The sequence below is a fragment of the Idiomarina ramblicola genome (assembly GCF_003987255.1).
GTDB classification, from domain to species: domain Bacteria; phylum Pseudomonadota; class Gammaproteobacteria; order Enterobacterales; family Alteromonadaceae; genus Idiomarina; species Idiomarina ramblicola.
Genome location: NZ_PIQC01000004.1, coordinates 109,905 through 126,739, shown reverse-complemented (window position 1 = coordinate 126,739; position 16,835 = coordinate 109,905). Strand labels below are relative to the sequence as shown.

At 47.9% G+C, this 16,835-nt stretch carries 13 protein-coding genes; 4 read left to right on the top strand and 9 right to left on the bottom strand.

The genetic code is table 11. From position 1 onward, the window contains the following. The 9 genes from CWI78_RS06200 to CWI78_RS06160 all read right to left on the bottom strand — a co-directional run bounded on the left by CWI78_RS06200 (position 1) and on the right by CWI78_RS06160 (position 10,059). Complete coding sequence (locus CWI78_RS06200; protein ID WP_126781292.1) at positions 1–219, bottom strand: YgaP family membrane protein; 219 nt, start codon at positions 217–219, stop codon at positions 1–3. Between the two features lie 22 nt (positions 220–241). Then, the gene (locus CWI78_RS06195) at positions 242–1,447 is read right to left on the bottom strand and encodes a hypothetical protein (protein ID WP_126781291.1); all 1,206 of its coding nucleotides are present in this window, start codon (positions 1,445–1,447) and stop codon (positions 242–244) included. Between the two features lie 2 nt (positions 1,448–1,449). Beyond that, on the bottom strand, positions 1,450–2,250 hold the full coding sequence (locus CWI78_RS06190; RefSeq protein WP_126781289.1) for an outer membrane lipoprotein-sorting protein: 801 nt from the start codon (positions 2,248–2,250) through the stop codon (positions 1,450–1,452). Further along, positions 2,247–4,763: an efflux RND transporter permease subunit gene (locus CWI78_RS06185; RefSeq protein WP_126781287.1), complete on the bottom strand. Its 2,517-nt coding sequence runs from the start codon at positions 4,761–4,763 to the stop codon at positions 2,247–2,249. Before CWI78_RS06185 ends, CWI78_RS06190 begins: the two co-directional genes overlap by 4 nt. Positions 4,764–4,911: 148 nt before the next feature. Continuing rightward, positions 4,912–6,078: an acyl-CoA dehydrogenase gene (locus CWI78_RS06180; RefSeq protein WP_126781285.1), complete on the bottom strand. Its 1,167-nt coding sequence runs from the start codon at positions 6,076–6,078 to the stop codon at positions 4,912–4,914. A gap of 2 nt (positions 6,079–6,080) precedes the next feature. Further along, entirely contained in the window at positions 6,081–6,803 is a 723-nt protein-coding gene (locus tag CWI78_RS06175) for a helix-turn-helix domain-containing protein (RefSeq protein WP_244213084.1), read from the bottom strand. 100 nt (positions 6,804–6,903) lie between these two features. After that, entirely contained in the window at positions 6,904–8,265 is a 1,362-nt protein-coding gene (gene hemN, locus CWI78_RS06170; protein ID WP_126781283.1) for an oxygen-independent coproporphyrinogen III oxidase, read from the bottom strand. Between the two features lie 197 nt (positions 8,266–8,462). Then, a complete protein-coding gene (locus CWI78_RS06165) occupies positions 8,463–8,867 on the bottom strand; it encodes a YbaN family protein (RefSeq protein WP_126781281.1) in 405 nt (134 codons plus the stop codon). Position 8,868: 1 nt separating this feature from the next. Then, a complete protein-coding gene (locus CWI78_RS06160; protein ID WP_126781700.1) occupies positions 8,869–10,059 on the bottom strand; it encodes a murein transglycosylase domain-containing protein in 1,191 nt (396 codons plus the stop codon). 108 nt (positions 10,060–10,167) lie between these two features. Here CWI78_RS06160 and CWI78_RS06155 point away from each other — a divergent pair, with 108 nt between their 5' ends. The 4 genes from CWI78_RS06155 (at position 10,168) to CWI78_RS06140 (ending at position 16,828) form a co-directional block, all read left to right on the top strand. Continuing rightward, positions 10,168–12,831, top strand: coding sequence for a M14 family zinc carboxypeptidase (locus CWI78_RS06155; RefSeq protein WP_126781279.1), 2,664 nt, complete (start codon positions 10,168–10,170; stop codon positions 12,829–12,831). Between the two features lie 9 nt (positions 12,832–12,840). Next, positions 12,841–13,503, top strand: a complete 663-nt coding sequence (locus CWI78_RS06150; protein WP_126781277.1) for a potassium channel family protein — start codon at positions 12,841–12,843, stop codon at positions 13,501–13,503. Further along, positions 13,500–14,870: a TrkH family potassium uptake protein gene (locus CWI78_RS06145; RefSeq protein ID WP_126781275.1), complete on the top strand. Its 1,371-nt coding sequence runs from the start codon at positions 13,500–13,502 to the stop codon at positions 14,868–14,870. Before CWI78_RS06150 ends, CWI78_RS06145 begins: the two co-directional genes overlap by 4 nt. A gap of 65 nt (positions 14,871–14,935) precedes the next feature. Continuing rightward, entirely contained in the window at positions 14,936–16,828 is a 1,893-nt protein-coding gene (locus tag CWI78_RS06140; protein WP_126781273.1) for a methyl-accepting chemotaxis protein, read from the top strand. Positions 16,829–16,835: the final 7 nt, after the last annotated feature.

The window sequence follows — 16,835 nt, the reverse complement described above, 5'->3', positions numbered from 1 at the left end:
TTATTTTCCTGCTTTTTCTAACTCTCGCTCAGTCTTCAATCCTAACGCTTTTTTCATAAAAATACTTGCCGGACAAAAGCCAGTGAAAGACTGTTGAAATAGGTTGGCGCCAACAAATACTGTTAGCCACACCCAACTGGGATGAACCCAGTAAGTTAAGGCTATGGACAACAATACCATAAAGCCAGCAAAGGCAGTTAAAGCTCTTTCGACACTCATTATAAAGCTCCTTAACGTTATATTAAAACGCGTACCTGACTCGTAGGTAAGCATTGTTGTTTTCAGTAAACTGCCCGAAAAAGGTATTCGGACGTTCGCGGAAGAACAGATTAAAGCCACCGCTGAATGACCAGTTATCGTCAATGCGGTAGTCAAATGTCGGGCGTAAATAGCCGTCGTTTTGATTCGGCGACACAAAAGCAAATAGTGATAGATTCAGGTCATCACGCTCGTCGCGCCAGGTTAAGCGAGTGGTGAGTACGGTGCGTGTTTGGGTGTCACCTTTCTCAATGTAGGCCTGAAAACCGCCGGTAAAGCGTGTCCACAGCTCTTGCTCATAGCCAATCAGTGCGCGCCAGTGGTCTGCTGTGTCGTGACGGTTGTAATTGGCGACTTCGGTATTCACCAGTCCTGGTCCCAGAGGCATTCGAACGGAGGCGCCAACCACAGTTAAGCGGCCGAAGGTGGGTTGGTAGTTGTCAGTCACTGCCTCCGGGCTTTTGGTAAAGCCGTCGTAACCATAGACTGCGTATTCCACACCCTCGTAGTTACGAAACAAACGCAATGCGTACTCATGGCGGGTAGGCTCTATAAACTGAATAGAGGGGTCGTCACCGGTTAATTGCCCTGTGAGTGGGTTAAAATAGGAAATTCGCTCGCCACGAACGTAGTTATCGTGGTCAAACTCGGGTGACCAGACAACGTCGATATTAAACCAGTCGAAATAGCTGGTCATTCGTAGCGCATCAGAAGGCGCTTTTAAGTATTCCTGGTCGCGACCAACAAAAAACGACTGCCAGTCTTTAGGGAACAGGTCGTTAAGGAATAAGTAGTCGCCAGTGCCCCAGGTGAGTACCTGACGGCCAACTTTTATATCGGTGTTATCGAAAACCGTAAACTGCGCATTCAGTTCGCGAATTTGGCCATGCCAGGTTTCATCGAAACCGTCATACCAACCATCGGTTTTTGCGGTCCAGGTTATGTCTTGCCAGCGCTCGTTAAAACCAAGCTGTAGTCGAGGCTCGGCAATAGACAGACGCTTGTGATAGGGGGAGGATTCGAGCCGTCCGCCTATTGCCGCCTCAACATAACCGTAGACATCAATACTTGAGTCTTGTTCCGTTCCCCAGTCACTTTCCCATTCGTCATCACCCCAGGAGTCCTGTGCCGGTGAGGCTTGAGCCAAGGTGAAAAGAACGGTAAACGTTAAAATTTTCCGGTATGGCATCGTTAGTCTCTCAGTTGTAACCATTCTGCCGGCGGGTTACGCAGACTGCGCTCGCTGAAAATACTGTCCGGCATGCCAAGATTGTATTGCATAAAGCGGAACTGCATTTCTGTTTGTCCGCCATTGGTTAAGTCAGACATGCGTGAATGAGTCACGGTTGGATAGCCCTGTACCGTTTCCACTTTCAGGACTTCCATTTTTCGGTAGGCTTCGCCGCTCTCGTTATAAAAGGTGCTTTCTACCGGCAGCATGTGCTCTTTATCAATAACGACTTCGTAGTAGCTGAACTCGACGTTGCCAGGGTCTTTCGGTGTGCCTTTTAATACGTAACTGTCTTCGTTTTCAGAAATAAGCTCGTAGTTATCCAGCGCCGTATTGCGGCCGGAAACGTCTTCATAGAAAAAGTGTGACCCCACAAAAGAGGTGCGCTTATCGCCAGCGGATATACGCTTCACTAAATCGAGATCAGGCAAATACAACCAGCGGTCATCGTCGTCGTTGACCTGTTTGACCACACGGAACACCGTGTCACGCACATCGGCAGGGCGTGAGAAAAATATCATCATTTCTTGTACGCCGCCGTCCTGCTGGTCTTTGCGCAAAATGGTGAATTGGCGCATTTGTTGGCGGCCCTGATTATCAGTAATGATCATGCGTGCGGCACTGCGACCGTCATCGCCCGAATAATAGGCGTTTAATTCAGCTTGCTCGACAATTTCACGCGCGCTTTTCTCAGCACCAATGGCCTGGCTGCTAACAAATAAAACGGCGGCGGATAACGCGGTTAAAAATAGAGTTTTCATGATTGACCTCCACGGAATATGAGGCGGCTAAACACGGTCATTACCGCCGGGAGCATAATAAGTGTCACTATGGCCGATATCGCCATAATGCTGGCTAAGAATACGCCCACGGTAATGTAGGGCACTAGTGGTGCGAACAGCAGTGGCGTAAAGCCAATGGCAATAACAATGGCATTGCGGGAAATGGCTCGCGCGGGCTCGTCAAACATAACCGCCAGCGTGTCTTGCCAGTTACCGGTTTGCTTGAAGGTTGCGCGTGTGCGTTCAATAAAGTGAATAGCAAAGTCCACCGACAGTCCAAGAGTCAGCGACGACAACACAGCAATAGGCATGTCGTAGTCTTTACCGACCCAGCCAATAAGACCATAAATAAAGGCAATGGTCAGACTTAGCGGCAGCATAGCCAGCACACCGAAGACCACCGAGCGGAACAGCAGTACCATCATAATAAACACCACCACAAAGGCGCTGATTAAGCTGTCCAGCATGCCCTCGACCATGGCTTCCTGCCACACCACGTTCAGGTAAGCTTTACCGGCCCAGTCTATTTCAATGTTAGCAGGCAGTGGATTGTCCTGAATGTAGTTATCGATAGCGTTGACGACTTTAGTTACGTGCTGGTTGTCACCACTGGTCAGCTGCAGCCACATTAAGCTGCGTTTGTAGTCCGGGGTAACAAAGTGCCAGAGGTCTTGCGGACGGTGCGATGACTGGTACTGCAACAGGGTTTGCGCAACACCGGCGGCATTGTCCGGCAGCTCGTAGTCTTTTTCCTCGCCCGAGCGTAATTCACGGTTCACCGTCTTCACCACGTCGGACAGGCTGTTTGACTTGCCCACCAAGCCTGTTGTTTGCAGGTACGCTTGCATCTTGCTCATGTAAGCCAGTAACTCAGGGCTTTGGAACGCCTTGCTGGCGGTATTCAGTTGTTCCAGCTCAGTCATTAAGCGCTCTAATGGCTCTAATTGGTCAGAGCCGACGCTGAAGAGCAAGTCATCAATTGCGATAATCCACTGGTTAAAGTTCACTTGCTCTTGCTCAAGCAGAGCGCATAAAGCATCCCGCGATTCTTCAGACAGCGCGTCGTTATTCAGGGCGTCACGAACCGTTGAGCGAGCTTTTTCGGTCGCATCTAAGGTGTTTTCAAATACCACATACGCGTTGTACGTCCCGGCAAAGTGGTCGTTTAATACCTCGTCAGCAATACGCACCTCGTGGTCAGGTTTAAACCAACGAACCGGGTTGTCGTTAATGTTAATTTGCTGAATACCGAACCAGGCAAAGGCTAATACGGCCAGGAAAAAGGCTATCCACAGCTTCGCATGACGAGCTGCAACAGCGCCGAGTTTTTGTAGCCAGCCGTCTTTATATTCTTCATGAGTCGCCTGCGCAAAGCCTTCCAGCGTTGATGGTTTCAGTGCACACAAATAGGCAGGCACGAAAATAACGGTAATTAAGAACGCCAAAAGAATACCGGAACCAACGAAAGCACCGAACACTTGTACTGGTGGAATCGGCGTTAGCATTAATGAGTAAAAACCAATAGAGGATGTTATTGAAGTAAACAGCATGGGGGTAAATAAGTGCCCCAGCACGTCTTTTATCGTGTCTTTTGCGTTCCCTTTTTCACGGTATCGGTCAGAGAACTCAGACATAATATGTACCGAGTCGACCACCGCAATCGGCATTAGGAAAATGGCTATCATCGACGACATAATGTGCACGGTAAAGCCAAACGCAATGAGCGCGCCCATGGTAATGAGTACGGTCGACATCGCGACTATCATCGCTGCGCTTATGAAGCGCACATTGCGGAAGAAGAACCAAAGCAACGCGAAAATAACCGCGGCAGCTAATGGTGCGGAAATGCCCATTTGCACAAACATTTCAAAGCCGAACTGGTCTTCAGCCACCGGCAAGCCAGTAATATGCCAGTCGTCGCCGCCCTCTAAGGTACTAATTTTGTCACGCAGTTGCTCCGCCAGCGCATAGCTCTCGTCTTTACTTTCAATAGGCACATAAATAGCGGCGGCTTTGTTATCGCCGGAGACAATGGTGTTATAAAGCAGTGGCAGGTCTTCAGCCTGCTGCTGAATGTATTGAGCTTCGGCGTCATTTCCCGGAGGTTGCTTCATCATCCATTCAAAACGAATGGTGCCGGGGCCTTCCTGAGTAATATTATCAACGTTAGCCAGTGACATCAGGTCGTCACTAACCACCCCGTCCAAAGACTCCGCGTAATTCGACACGGTATGCAGGTCGGTTAATGTCTCTTGGTTGTATACGGTGCTCTCATTCACTACGCCAACGACAATCATGTCATGCATAGCAAAGGTTTCTTTTACCTCATTATGGAAAACCCGCTGCGGATTGTTGTCCGGTAGCATGTTCTCCGGATCAGTATCAATGGTAATAGAGGGAATGAAGGCAGCAACAGCAATAGTGATCAGCGTCAACATCCAGAAAACGCTTCTGCGGTAACCTGTCGCCAATTTCATAATGACATTGATCATATTAATTCCGAATTAACTAATTTAGATAAATACGAAATATAGTCGATAATTTCTGATTTGTCATCTAATAAATTTGAAAAAGGCGATATGGCTCACAAGGATAAAATGACAGGGTAAAGGGGCCGTTAGGTCCCTTCACTCTCGTTGATTAAAAAGCCGGAATGTCGGTTTGTGCACGTCCAAGGATCAGCGCATGAATGTCGTGAGTGCCTTCATACGTATTCACGGTTTCTAAATTCATAACGTGGCGTATGACATGGTATTCATCGGCAATACCGTTGGCGCCGTGCATGTCCCTTGCGGCTCGGGCAATATCCAGCGCTTTGCCACAACTGTTACGTTTTATCAGTGAAATAGCTGTTGGATTCAGGGTTCCTTTATCAAGTTCGCGTCCGGCCTGCAGGCAGCCTAATAAACCGAGACTAATTTCAGTCTGCATGTCGGCCAGCTTTTTCTGTACTAACTGATTGGCGGCCAGAGGACGACCGAACTGACTGCGCTCTAAGGTATAGTGTCGCGCTGCATGCCAGCAGAATTCGGCGGCGCCAAGGGAACCCCAGGCAATACCGTAGCGTGCTTTATTAAGACAGCTAAAAGGGCCTTTTAAGCCGCGCACTTCGGGGAAGATGTTCTCTTCCGGGACTTCCACTTCATCCATGACAATTTCGCCGGTTATGGACGCACGTAGCGAGAATTTCCCCTCAATTTTTGGCGCGCTCAGGCCTTTCATGCCTTTTTCCAGTACAAAACCGCGAATGTCGCCCTCGAATTTAGCCCAGACCACAAAAACATCCGCAATAGGCGAGTTGGTTATCCACATTTTGGAACCTGACAGCACATAGCCACTGTCAGTTCGTTTGGCTGTGGTGCGCATACTGGCAGGGTCTGAACCAGAATCGGGCTCGGTCAGACCAAAACAGCCAACCCATTCACCACTGGCTAACTTAGGTAAGTATTTTTTGCGTTGCGCGTCAGTGCCAAAAGTGTAAATTGGGTGCATAACTAAAGACGACTGTACACTCATAGCACTGCGATAACCGCTGTCGACACGCTCAATTTCGCGTGCAATAAGACCATAACTGACGTGGCTAACGCCGCTGCCGCCGTATTCTTCAGGTAAGGTTGCGCCAAGTAATCCAACGTTACCCAGCTCGTTCATAATTTCGCGATCAAAGTGCTCGTTGCGGTTAGCTTCTAGTACTCGGGGCATTAACTTGTCCTGAGCATACTGATGGGCACTTTCCTGAATCATTTTTTCTTCATCTGACAAAGCATTTTGCCAGTTAAGGGGATCTTGCCACGTATAGGAAGCCATAGTTACTCCGTCGTTGTGAATGGCACGGACCGATTGTGCAACTTTTTTCTATCCAGGATGGTTAGCATGGACTGATCAGAGGTAATAATACCCTGCTTTTTGAACAGGGTAAAAATTCGGCTGACGGTTTCTATGGCTAAGCCCATATAATTGGCGATATCTGTCCGTTTCATTGGTAGTTTAAATTCCGCAGGAGAACGACCGTGCTGTTGCATATGTTCACTTAGCAGCAGCAGGAATGAGGCCACTTTCTGCTCCGCGGACGTGCTGACGATATTGATGTACTGTCTACTGTTATGAGATAAGCGTTGGCTAAGTAAACGGATTAGATTCTGATGAACACCATCAATATTTTGATCAAATAAGCTTCCAAGTTTGATTTCACACAGCATCGATGTTTCAAGCGTTTCGCAGTAGGTTGATGCAGCGCCAGTGGCTATAGCCTCAAGACCAATGATATCGCCGACTAAATGAAAAGCTGTCACTTGCTGTTGACCACTCTCATTTAAAGTAAAACACTTTACTGAGCCGCTTTTTATGGCATAAACCGAACTGAGTTTTTGTCCGGCTTCAAAAACAGTGGCTTTTGAATTAAAAACCTGTGCTTTACGACTGCTAAGATCAATCGCTTCAACTTTGTCTGGAGTGAGGCCTGCTGGCACACAGACAGACTGCATGGAGCACTGGTGACAATGAATCGGCGAGCGAGCCGCTGTATGGGTCATAAATAATTCTTGCGGTTTCTGCTTAGGTGTTAAAAGACTATCACTCCGGTGAAAAATCCACCATTGATCTATGTCAATTTTTGCTCATTAAATTGCTTGATTAAACGACTTTCGAATAACGCTTTTGACCGTGGTTTAGGTATTCGTCAAAGCATGCGCAGATGCTGCGAACCCAGAGACGACCTAAGTCAGTGACACGCAGTTTGCCGTTGCTCGTGTTGACTAAGCCGTCTTCGATAAAAGGTTTTAATAGCGGTATGGCTGCGTCAAAGTGTACCCAGAAGTCGTCAATATTCCACTGCGCTTTAAAGGCTTCTGTATCGATCTCGAAGTGGCAGATAATCTGAGAAATCAGAGCTGCGCGCAGCTTGTCTTCGTCGTTTAAAGCCATGCTTTTTATTATCGGCTTTTGTCCGCTATCTATCATTTTGTAGTAAGCTGGAAGCTCTTTTTCGTGCTGCCAAAGCACGCCGTTTACCTGACTAATAGATGATACGCCCAGGCCGAGTAATACATCCTGACCATCGGTGGTGTAACCCTGGAAGTTGCGTTGTAACCGGCCTTCGCGTTGAGCCACAGCCAGACTGTCATCCTTTTTAGCGAAATGGTCCATGCCAATAAATTGATAACCCGCTTCGCTTAGTTGAGTAATGGCTTGTTCCAGCAAATGCAACTTAACCGACGGTTGTGGAATAGACTCTTCCGGTATTTTCTTCTGTCCGGCAAAACGTTGAGGTAAATGCGCATAGCTAAACACAGAGATGCGATCAGGAGCCATTTCAATGACTTGTTGAATAGATTTCTTAAAAGTTTCCGGACGCTGATAAGGCAGGCCGTAAATAAGGTCTAAGTTGATTGACTCAAAGCCTAATTCCTTACTGAGTTTTAGCTGGTGCGCAATAAGCTCAATATCCTGTACACGATTGATAGCAATTTGAACTTTCTTGTCAAAGTCCTGCACTCCATAACTGACTCGGTTGAACCCCAGTTCACGTAAATGACGAAGCTTTTCATCGCTGCAGCTTCGTGGGTCAATCTCTATGCTAACTTCAGGGTTATCCGCGAAGGTAAAATGCTGATGAACCCGTTTCATTAGACGAGTTAGCTGTTGCTCGGTCAAAAAAGTCGGGGTGCCTCCGCCTAAATGAATCTGGCGGATCTTTTTGTCTTTTACCATAGGTTGATACATCGCCATTTCGCGAGCGAGGTAGTCCAGATACTTATCGGCTTTATGCTGGTGGCGGGTAATCACTTTATTACAGCCACAGTAATAGCAAAGCTTGTGGCAGAAAGGTAAGTGCAAATACAAACAGAGTTCGTCACCTGAATTCTTTAATGCGGCTTCGATGCGGCTTTCTGAAAATTGTTCGGAAAGCATTAACGCTGTGGGATAAGACGTATAGCGAGGTCCATTAATGTTGTATTTTTCTATTAACTCTTTATCCCAGGTAACTGTACTCATAACCACCTACTAACCGCGGTCAAAAAACGGTGTCATTCGCAATTTATTTTTCTTTGTAAATAAAATTCATCGGTGGGTCTACTATTAAATGTAATGGTTTATACTGTTTTTGATTTTTATCAAAATTTTCTAGTGAATACGTTTAAATCGACCTTTTTGGCGCAATACCAATGCCTGTTGATGAGACAAAGTTTTACTCACAATGAGTTGTCATTATTTTCAGGTACAAATTCCGGCCGAGTCGCTAGCCAGTAACCAACAGAGAGTAAAACCACACCAACCAGCCCTTTTAGCCATGCAGGGACTTGCGGGACCAATAACCATAACACCAGGTAACCCGTTGCCATCATAACCAGGGCTATGACTTTTGACCGGCGCTTTATGACACGGTTGTCGCGCCAGGCTCGTATGTCCGGGCCGTATTTGGGGTGATTAATTAACCAGTATTCAAGGCGAGGCCAGCCTTTGCTGGCGGCCCAGAGTGCAGCAATAAGAAAAGGAACCGTCGGCATGACCGGCAAAGCGATACCAATCAACCCAAGTAGCACAAAAAATAAGGCTAGGCTGCGCCAAAGTAAGCGAATTAATAACGATTGATCCATGTCAGTAACTCTGCTTAAAGTACATCACCTTTTCCAGATACCGGCGGCTTTCTGCTAAAGGATGTTTAGACGTTAAGTCCCGGTAAATAACGCCGGGCTGAGTTCGGTTCATTATCTGTATGGCCCGGTTGCGGTTGGAGGAGAAGGTTTTCAGTACATTGCCGGCACCCCCGTTGTATGCTGAAACAATAGCGTACTCACGGCTGCTTGGGTTCTGTACGTTGTTCAGGTACTGGGTGTTGAGAATGTATAAGTAGGCACTGCCAATATCAATGTTCTGGGCCGGGTCAAACAGTTGTTCAGAGGTCGGTTGCCCCGGCACTTCACGTACTCGCTCAAAGACATCTCTTCCGGCGGTGGCTGCCACCACCTGCATTAAGCCATAAGCATTGGCATGGCTTACCGCATAAGGGTTGAAGCTGCTTTCGGTTTCAATAATGGCGTAAATAAGCTCAGGTTCAATATCGTAGCGTTTTGCGGCGGCAATCACGTAATCCGAATATTGGTGTTTGCGCAGCGCTTTATGGTCGTCCACCAGTGCAATTTTCACTTCATAAACGTCGTTATCTTTGGCGCTGCGTTTATTAAGCTTGTTATTAACTAAGTACTCAGCAAAGCGGTTGGCCCGCCATTGGTATTCAACCACAACGTTATCCTGGTCAACAACTTGCCCTCGCAAAAAGGGCTTTCCCGAGCCCTCAGGTTCTTGAGCGGTAAAGATATCAACTGCGGTTAGGTCTGCGGGTGTTAGCAGTGTGCGCACAATCGCTGCCTGCAACTGCTGTCGAGTTTGTTTAGGATCGTCGCTGTCATGTAAAGTGGCAACGGTCAGTAAACCTTGCTCAAAGTCGACAACGGCTTTAGCGTGAAAGTTATCACTGTATTTTACGTATTTTTTCTCGCTGGGAACGGTGTCGTCGTCTTCTCCCCAAATAGCTTCAGCAACGGTGCGAAGGTCGCGTAATGCTTTACGCAGGTCTTCAATATCGTTAATAAGCTGGCGCGGGTTGCTGCGATAGCTTTGTAAACGCTCGCGTGCTAGGGACTCAATGGCGGCGGCAGGGTCGTTACCACTGAGGACTCCGGAATTGATGACACGCCCGGCGTCTCTGGGCGTCATTTCACAGCCAGCGAGAGTTACTGTCGTGGCTATAGCCGCTATTAATGTGGTTAATTGAGTCTTTTTCTTCATAGCGCCTAAATTGAGCTTCACTTCCCTTGTTCAAGCTTTTACATTAGGGAGACATAAAAATAAACCCCAAGCGCTGTTTTAACAGTGCATAAAACAACAGGAATGAAGATGCGCAGTCTCAAATTAGCGGCGCTGATAGCCGTTTCGTGGTTCGTTATGCCCACTCAAGCACAGCAACTTGCTGGCGAAAGCTCATTACTTCCCGAAGCCAATTACAGCGACTCCGACGTTAGCGTCGAGCAAATTCTGGGCTACCCAATGGGTACCAAAATTACCAGCCCGGCGGATATGAGCCGCTACTTTGAAGCATTGAAGCAGGCCTACCCGAAGCAAGTGAAGCTACTTGAGTATGGCAAAAGCTGGGAAGGGCGCAGGCTTTATTATGCGGTTATTTCCAGTGAAAAGAACATGGCCGACTTTGACGGCTTTATGCAGGGAATGCAGTCCTTAGCTGACCCGCGTAAAACCGATAGCGACGAGGCTGGTCAGTTAATTGAGGAATTGCCTGGCAGCATCTGGTTGTCCTATGGCGTTCACGGTAATGAAATTTCCTCGCCCGAAGCGGCAATGATGACGGCTTATCATTTGCTGCATGACCAGCGTGAGCAGACTCAGCGCTGGCTGGATAACACCATGGTCTTTATTGACCCGTTGCAAAACCCGGACGGGCGGGCTCGCTTTGTGGATCGTTATTACATGAGCGTCGGCCTGGAACATTCTGGCGATCGCCGCAGTGCAGAGCAAAATGAACCCTGGCCAAACGGGCGTACTAATCACTACCTGTTTGATATGAACCGCGACTGGATTGCGCTGACTCAACCTGAAATCAGTGGGCAAATTGATGCCTTATTAAAATATTATCCGCTGGTTTTTGTCGATTTGCACGAAATGAGCGGTGACTCTACTTACTACTTCACGCCTGAGGCGCGGCCTTATAATCCACTGATAACCGATGCGCAGCGCGAAACGCTGAACTGGATTGGTAAAAATAATGGTCAGTGGTTTGATAAAAAGGGCTTTGACTACTTTACCCGCGAAATTTTTGATGCGTTTTACCCAGGCTACGGTGCCAGTTGGCCTTTGTATCAGGGCTCAGTTGCTATGACTTACGAAATGGCGTCGGCGCGTGGACACTTATTTGAGCGCGAAGACGGTGACGTACTGACCTACGCCGATGGTGTTCAACAGCATTTTATTGCGTCTATTTCGACAATCCAAACGGTTTCTGAGCGTCGCGAGGCCTTATTGCAGAAGTTTTGGGAATACCGTAAATCAGCGGTTGAAGCCGGTAAAGACGGCGATGTCCGCTCTATTATTCTGCCCGCCAAAGATGACCCGGCTGCGGCGCGCAAGCTGTCGTCCTTGCTGGTTGAGCAGGGTGCTGATGTGAAGCAGGCAGAGAAAGCGTTTGATGTGTGCGGAAGCGACTATGAAGCTGGCGCTTATATCATCGATATGGCACAGCCTGCGCACCGTATGATACGCACCTTAATGGACAAGCAAGTGGACATGGCGGATGATTTTCTGGCCGAGCAGGAACAACGCCGCAACAACAATTTGCCGGATCAAATTTATGATGTAACAGGGTGGTCGCTGCCACTGATGTTCAATGTGGACAGCCACCAGTGTGATGACCTGCCGGATGTTGCAACCACCTCAGTCGAAGAAGGGCGCATTGAGCCGGGCCAAGTGATTAATCCAGACGCGGAAGTGGCCTTTTTGGTTCGTTGGGGTGACATGAATGCGGGCCGTTTCCTCACTGCCGCGTTGCGCGAAGGGTTAGAAATTCGCCAGAGCGGATTAGCCTTTACCCATGAAAGCGCCGGTGAATTTCCTGGTGGCTCATTGATTTTAACCCGTGCTGATAACCCGAATGGCTTGCAGGAGAAATTGCAGGAATTGGCTAAAGCGTCAGGCGCAATTGTTGAAGGCGTTGACTCAAGCTGGATGACAGAAGGTCCGAACTTTGGTTCGCACAATGTGAGTAAGCTGGAAGCGCCGAACATTGCTATTGCCTGGGATGAACCCGTCAGCGCCTATAGTGCTGGCCATACACGTTTCGTTATCGAACGTCAGATGGGCTATCCGGTAACGGCTATTCGCACAATGCAACTGCTTCGCTCTGACTTGGACGGTCTTGATGTTCTGATCCTGCCGGAGGGGCGTTACGCTGACGTTTTCAATGAAAAAACGGTCGAGAAAATTCAGCAGTGGGTATCAGACGGCGGTGTCTTATTGACCTTAGGCGGCGCCTCAGCATGGGCCGTTGAAGCCGGCGTGTTAAATACCAAGCTTGAGCGCAAAGTACCCGAAGAGGGCGTTACCGAGCCTGGAGAAGAAATTAAAGTGGATGGCAAAGTCATTGAAAGCCGCGAACAATTTTTAACTGAAATAAAGCCGCATGGTGCTGATCCAGATTGGGTGCCCGGTGCGTTATTAAATGCCGAAGTTGATACCGACCATTGGTTAAGCGCCGGGGTGAAACCACAAGTTATCAGTATTTATAACGGCAACGATGTGTTTACGCCCATTGATATCAATCACGGCCGAAATATTGCCTGGTTTGCCGGTGCGGATAATATGCTGGCGAGCGGCTTCCTTTGGGATGATATTGCTCAACAATTGCCATACAAACCGCTATTAATATGGCAGCCAACGGGCAACGGCATGGTTATAAGCTTTACTCAGGAACCCACTTACCGCGCTTACATGGACGGTTTAAACACCTTGCTGATGAATGCGCTGTTCCTGGCACCGGCAAAAGCACAATAGGAGTCTGACATGGCAGAATTTGGCGTCATAGGTTTAGGGCGCTTTGGTGCCCGAACCTCAAAAGAGCTGCTCGATCTTGGTCATAGGGTAATAGGCGTCGATTCGGACGAGAAAGCGGTAGAGGCGATGGCGGATGTATTAACGCATTCAGCCATTGCTGATGTGACCGATGAAAAAGCACTGAAGGAGTTGGATTTAACCAACTGCGAAGTCGTGCTGGTGGCTATAGGGGAAGATCTTCAGGCCAGCTTGCTGTGCGTGTTGCACCTGAAAAGCATTGGTGTAGAAGAGATTTGGGCAAAAGCAACGTCGAAATCTCATCATCAAATTTTGTCGAAGCTTGGGGTTACCCGCATTATCCATCCTGAAGAAGAAATGGGGATACGAGTTGCACAGTCATTGAACTATCCGATGGTCAATGAGTACATGTCACTTGGCCATAATTGGTATTGTGTTGAAATTAGCCTTGGCGAGCACCTTAAGGGAAAAACATTGGAAGATATCATGCCTGATGATAGTGAGTTCTTTCATATTTTATTAATCAAACGACGTGACGAAGTTACGGTAGATCCTTCATTATCAATGAGTCTGGAAGGTAATGAAACTTTGGTGATGGCTGGCAGTTTAAAGGCGCTGAAAGCGATTGCCCCTAAGCTAAAAGAGCCTTCATGAAGCAGTGGATCCCATCAACAGCCTGGCTGTACCGCCGCCCGGGGCGAAAAAGACGAAAAGCTTTCAGTGCCAGTCCGCCGGTTATTTTGTCGGGTGGCTTTGCCTGCTTGATTATATTGGGCACGTTGTTGTTAAAGTTACCTTTCGCAACGGAGCAGCCAATAACCTGGTTAGAAAGTTTATTCACGGCGACTTCAGCCGTCACCGTGACTGGACTGGTTGTGGTCGATACCGGAGCAACGTACACGCCATTTGGAATGGGGGTCCTGGCCTTACTGATACAAGCCGGAGGCCTGGGCTTTATGACCTTTGCTGTGTTAGCCGCTATTTCCATCGGCGGTCATGTTGGTATTCAGCATCAGGTGCTGGCTAAAGAAGCCATGCAACAAACCAGTCTGGCCAGTATCGGACGCACGGCTAAAGCGGTTGTCTCATTAGCTCTAATTGTTGAAGCCATTGCAATAATAGGCCTGACGCTTACCTGGTGGCAGGAAAAAGGATTTATTGACGCTTTTGCTGAAAGCATCTTTTACGCTATTTCTGCTTTTAACAGTGCCGGGTTTGTTTTGTCTCCCAACGGTATTGTGGATTATGCCAGCAGCGTACCGGTGAATCTTATTATCAGCATTTTGTTTGTTATTGGTGGTTTGGGCTTTTCGGTTATTACTAATATTTACGAAAAGCGTCGTTGGTATAAGTTCTCGGTTTATACCCGGGCTATCTTATGGGCAACTTTAATCATTAATGTATTGTCGGTGACTATTATTTGGCTGCTGGAAATGAACAACCCGGCCACATTCGCAAACCTGAGTTTTGGTGATCAGGCGATGGCGGCTTGGTTTCAGGCAACCACACCACGTTCAGCTGGTTTTAACACGGTTGATACCGGGGCAATGACTGACGCAAGTGCGGTTTATACCATGCTGCTAATGCTCATTGGGGGCGGTTCAATGAGCACCGCAGGTGGTATCAAGTTAGGCACCTTCATTGTTTTGCTGGTTGCCACTTATGCGTTTCTTCGCCGTCGTGAGCATGTCACTTTATTGAACCGTACGGTGCCTCAGGAACTGGTGATGAAAGCGCTCGCTGTCACTTTGGTTACTTTAACTTTGATGTTTCTGGGCATATTTATCCTAATGATTTTGAATCCGCTGCCGTTTATAGATATAACCTTTGAAGTTTTGTCGGCTTCGGCGACCGTTGGATTATCCAGAGGAATTACGGCAGAAGTAACGGCGGCGAGCCAATTGGTGTTGGTGTTCCTAATGTTTGCAGGACGCGTAGGGCCGTTAACTCTGGCTTATTTTTTAGCGACGCCAAGGAAACGCCACGTCCGCTTCCCGGAAACCGATATTCAAGTGGGATAGCTCGATAAAGCGACTGACCGCCTAAGAATGCTCATAAGAGAACGATAATAAGAGATGCTTTTAAGATGCTGAAAAAATTAAAGTTTACACAAAAAGTGACAGCTGTTGCATCGTTAATACTGGTGTTAGTGCTGGGTATTTTTACGCTGACTAACTTTTTGCAGATGTCGACTCAGACCCGCAGTAACTTGCAGCATCAGATGCAGGCTTTATCGGATTCTGTATCCAGCAATATCTCGCAGTGGTTCAATGATCGCATGAGCATTGTTCAGGCAACGGCTGACGCTTATGACGTTGATGATTCCACCGCTCGTTCATTAGAACGTGTGCAACAGTCAAAAGCGGCCGGGAAGTTCAAAAATGTCTACTATGGCTTAATTGACGGAACCTTCCTGTTGGATGATCCGAGCATTGATTTGCCCGATGATTACGATGCCCGTAGCCGTCCCTGGTATCAATTAGCGGTTGATGAAGAGCAGCCAACCTATACCGCACCGTATATCGACGTGACAACCAATGAACTGACCATAACTGCGGTAGTCCCAATGCGTCGGGATAACCAGTTGGTGGGTGTTGCCGGCGGCGACATGATGCTTGATGAAATCTCAGACATCGTAAACGACATCGACTTTATGGGTCTGGGTTTTGCTTTTCTGGTAAGTGGTGACCGTAATATTCTGGTTCACCCGGATGAAGACTGGATTGAAAAGTCCGTCAATGACTACGCAGGGCAATCGGTGTCACTGAGCCCTGACTTTTCTGAATATCGCATTAATGACGCTGAGCGCCTGGTCTCTTTCCATAAAATAAAGGGCATACAGGGTGTTGACTGGTATCTGGGTGTGGTTATTGACCGTGATCAGGCCTACAGCAACGTGTCGACCTTTGCCTGGACTGCTGTCATCTATCTGATTATTGGCATTGTGGCGGTTGTTGTTTCGCTAACCTGGTTATTGCGTTTGCTGCTGAAACCTCTGCGCAGACTCAATGAAGCCGTGACGGATATGGCTCGTGGTGAGGGCGACTTAACTCAGCGGCTACCGGTTGAGTCGGATGATGAGTTTGGTCTGGTTTCACGCCGTATGAATGAATTTATTGAAAAAATTCAGCAAGCGTTACTTGAAGTAAACGCGGCGGCACAGCAGGTGGAAGGTAATATCCGTAGTATGGTCAAGGCGAATGATGATTCTATGGACATTGGCAGTGAGCAGGCGGGAAAAGCTAGCTCCGTAGCAACCGCTATTAATGAGCTGGGTGCCAGCGCGAATGAAATTGCGGAAAACGCAGCAAAAGCCTCCGAACAAGCCAGTTCGGGTACTGAGAAAGCTTCGTCAGCAAGAGATTCGCTACAACACAACCGCCAGCAAATTCAACATTTGTCCGAGCGTATGGATGCATCCAGTCAGGCCATTCATACTCTGGACGAAGACACTCAGAATATTGGAAATATTATTGAAGTGATTAAAGGCATTACCGAGCAAACCAATTTGCTGGCGCTTAATGCGGCAATTGAAGCTGCCAGGGCTGGTGAAGCTGGCCGGGGTTTTGCCGTAGTCGCGGACGAAGTGCGTAACCTGGCCCAGCGAACCTCGTCATCCGCTGCCGAAGTTGAATCGATGATAGAAAGGGTTCGGGCCGGCACTCGCAGTGTGGTTGATGTGATGAAAGAAAGTCAGGAAATAAGCAATGCCTGTGTGTTAAGTGCAGAGGAATCTGCTGAACACATGTCAGAGATCAACGCGATTATTGTCAATATCGATGACGTTAACCACTCGGTTGCTTCGGCAACAGAACAACAAACTTCTGTGATCCAAACGTTGGATCGTGACATTATGGATATCAGTAGTATGAACGATCAGAGTGTCAGCAATCTAAATAATACTAAGCAGGCGTGTCGTGAACTGAATACGGCATTTGAACGCTTGGAACAATTGGTGACACAGTTTAAACTGAATTGATTGATAT

Excerpts from the sequence above, each read along its gene's own strand:
- CWI78_RS06200 (WP_126781292.1), bottom strand. The coding sequence starts at position 219 with ATGAGTGTCGAAAGAGCTTTAACTGCCTTTGCTGGCTTTATGGTATTG.
- CWI78_RS06195 (WP_126781291.1), bottom strand. The coding sequence starts at position 1,447 with ATGCCATACCGGAAAATTTTAACGTTTACCGTTCTTTTCACCTTGGCT.
- CWI78_RS06190 (WP_126781289.1), bottom strand. The coding sequence starts at position 2,250 with ATGAAAACTCTATTTTTAACCGCGTTATCCGCCGCCGTTTTATTTGTT.
- CWI78_RS06185 (WP_126781287.1), bottom strand. The coding sequence starts at position 4,763 with ATGATCAATGTCATTATGAAATTGGCGACAGGTTACCGCAGAAGCGTT.
- CWI78_RS06180 (WP_126781285.1), bottom strand. The coding sequence starts at position 6,078 with ATGGCTTCCTATACGTGGCAAGATCCCCTTAACTGGCAAAATGCTTTG.
- CWI78_RS06175 (WP_244213084.1), bottom strand. The coding sequence starts at position 6,803 with ATGACCCATACAGCGGCTCGCTCGCCGATTCATTGTCACCAGTGCTCC.
- hemN (WP_126781283.1), bottom strand. The coding sequence starts at position 8,265 with ATGAGTACAGTTACCTGGGATAAAGAGTTAATAGAAAAATACAACATT.
- CWI78_RS06165 (WP_126781281.1), bottom strand. The coding sequence starts at position 8,867 with ATGGATCAATCGTTATTAATTCGCTTACTTTGGCGCAGCCTAGCCTTA.
- CWI78_RS06160 (WP_126781700.1), bottom strand. The coding sequence starts at position 10,059 with ATGAAGAAAAAGACTCAATTAACCACATTAATAGCGGCTATAGCCACG.
- CWI78_RS06155 (WP_126781279.1), top strand. The coding sequence starts at position 10,168 with ATGCGCAGTCTCAAATTAGCGGCGCTGATAGCCGTTTCGTGGTTCGTT.
- CWI78_RS06150 (WP_126781277.1), top strand. The coding sequence starts at position 12,841 with ATGGCAGAATTTGGCGTCATAGGTTTAGGGCGCTTTGGTGCCCGAACC.
- CWI78_RS06145 (WP_126781275.1), top strand. The coding sequence starts at position 13,500 with ATGAAGCAGTGGATCCCATCAACAGCCTGGCTGTACCGCCGCCCGGGG.
- CWI78_RS06140 (WP_126781273.1), top strand. The coding sequence starts at position 14,936 with ATGCTGAAAAAATTAAAGTTTACACAAAAAGTGACAGCTGTTGCATCG.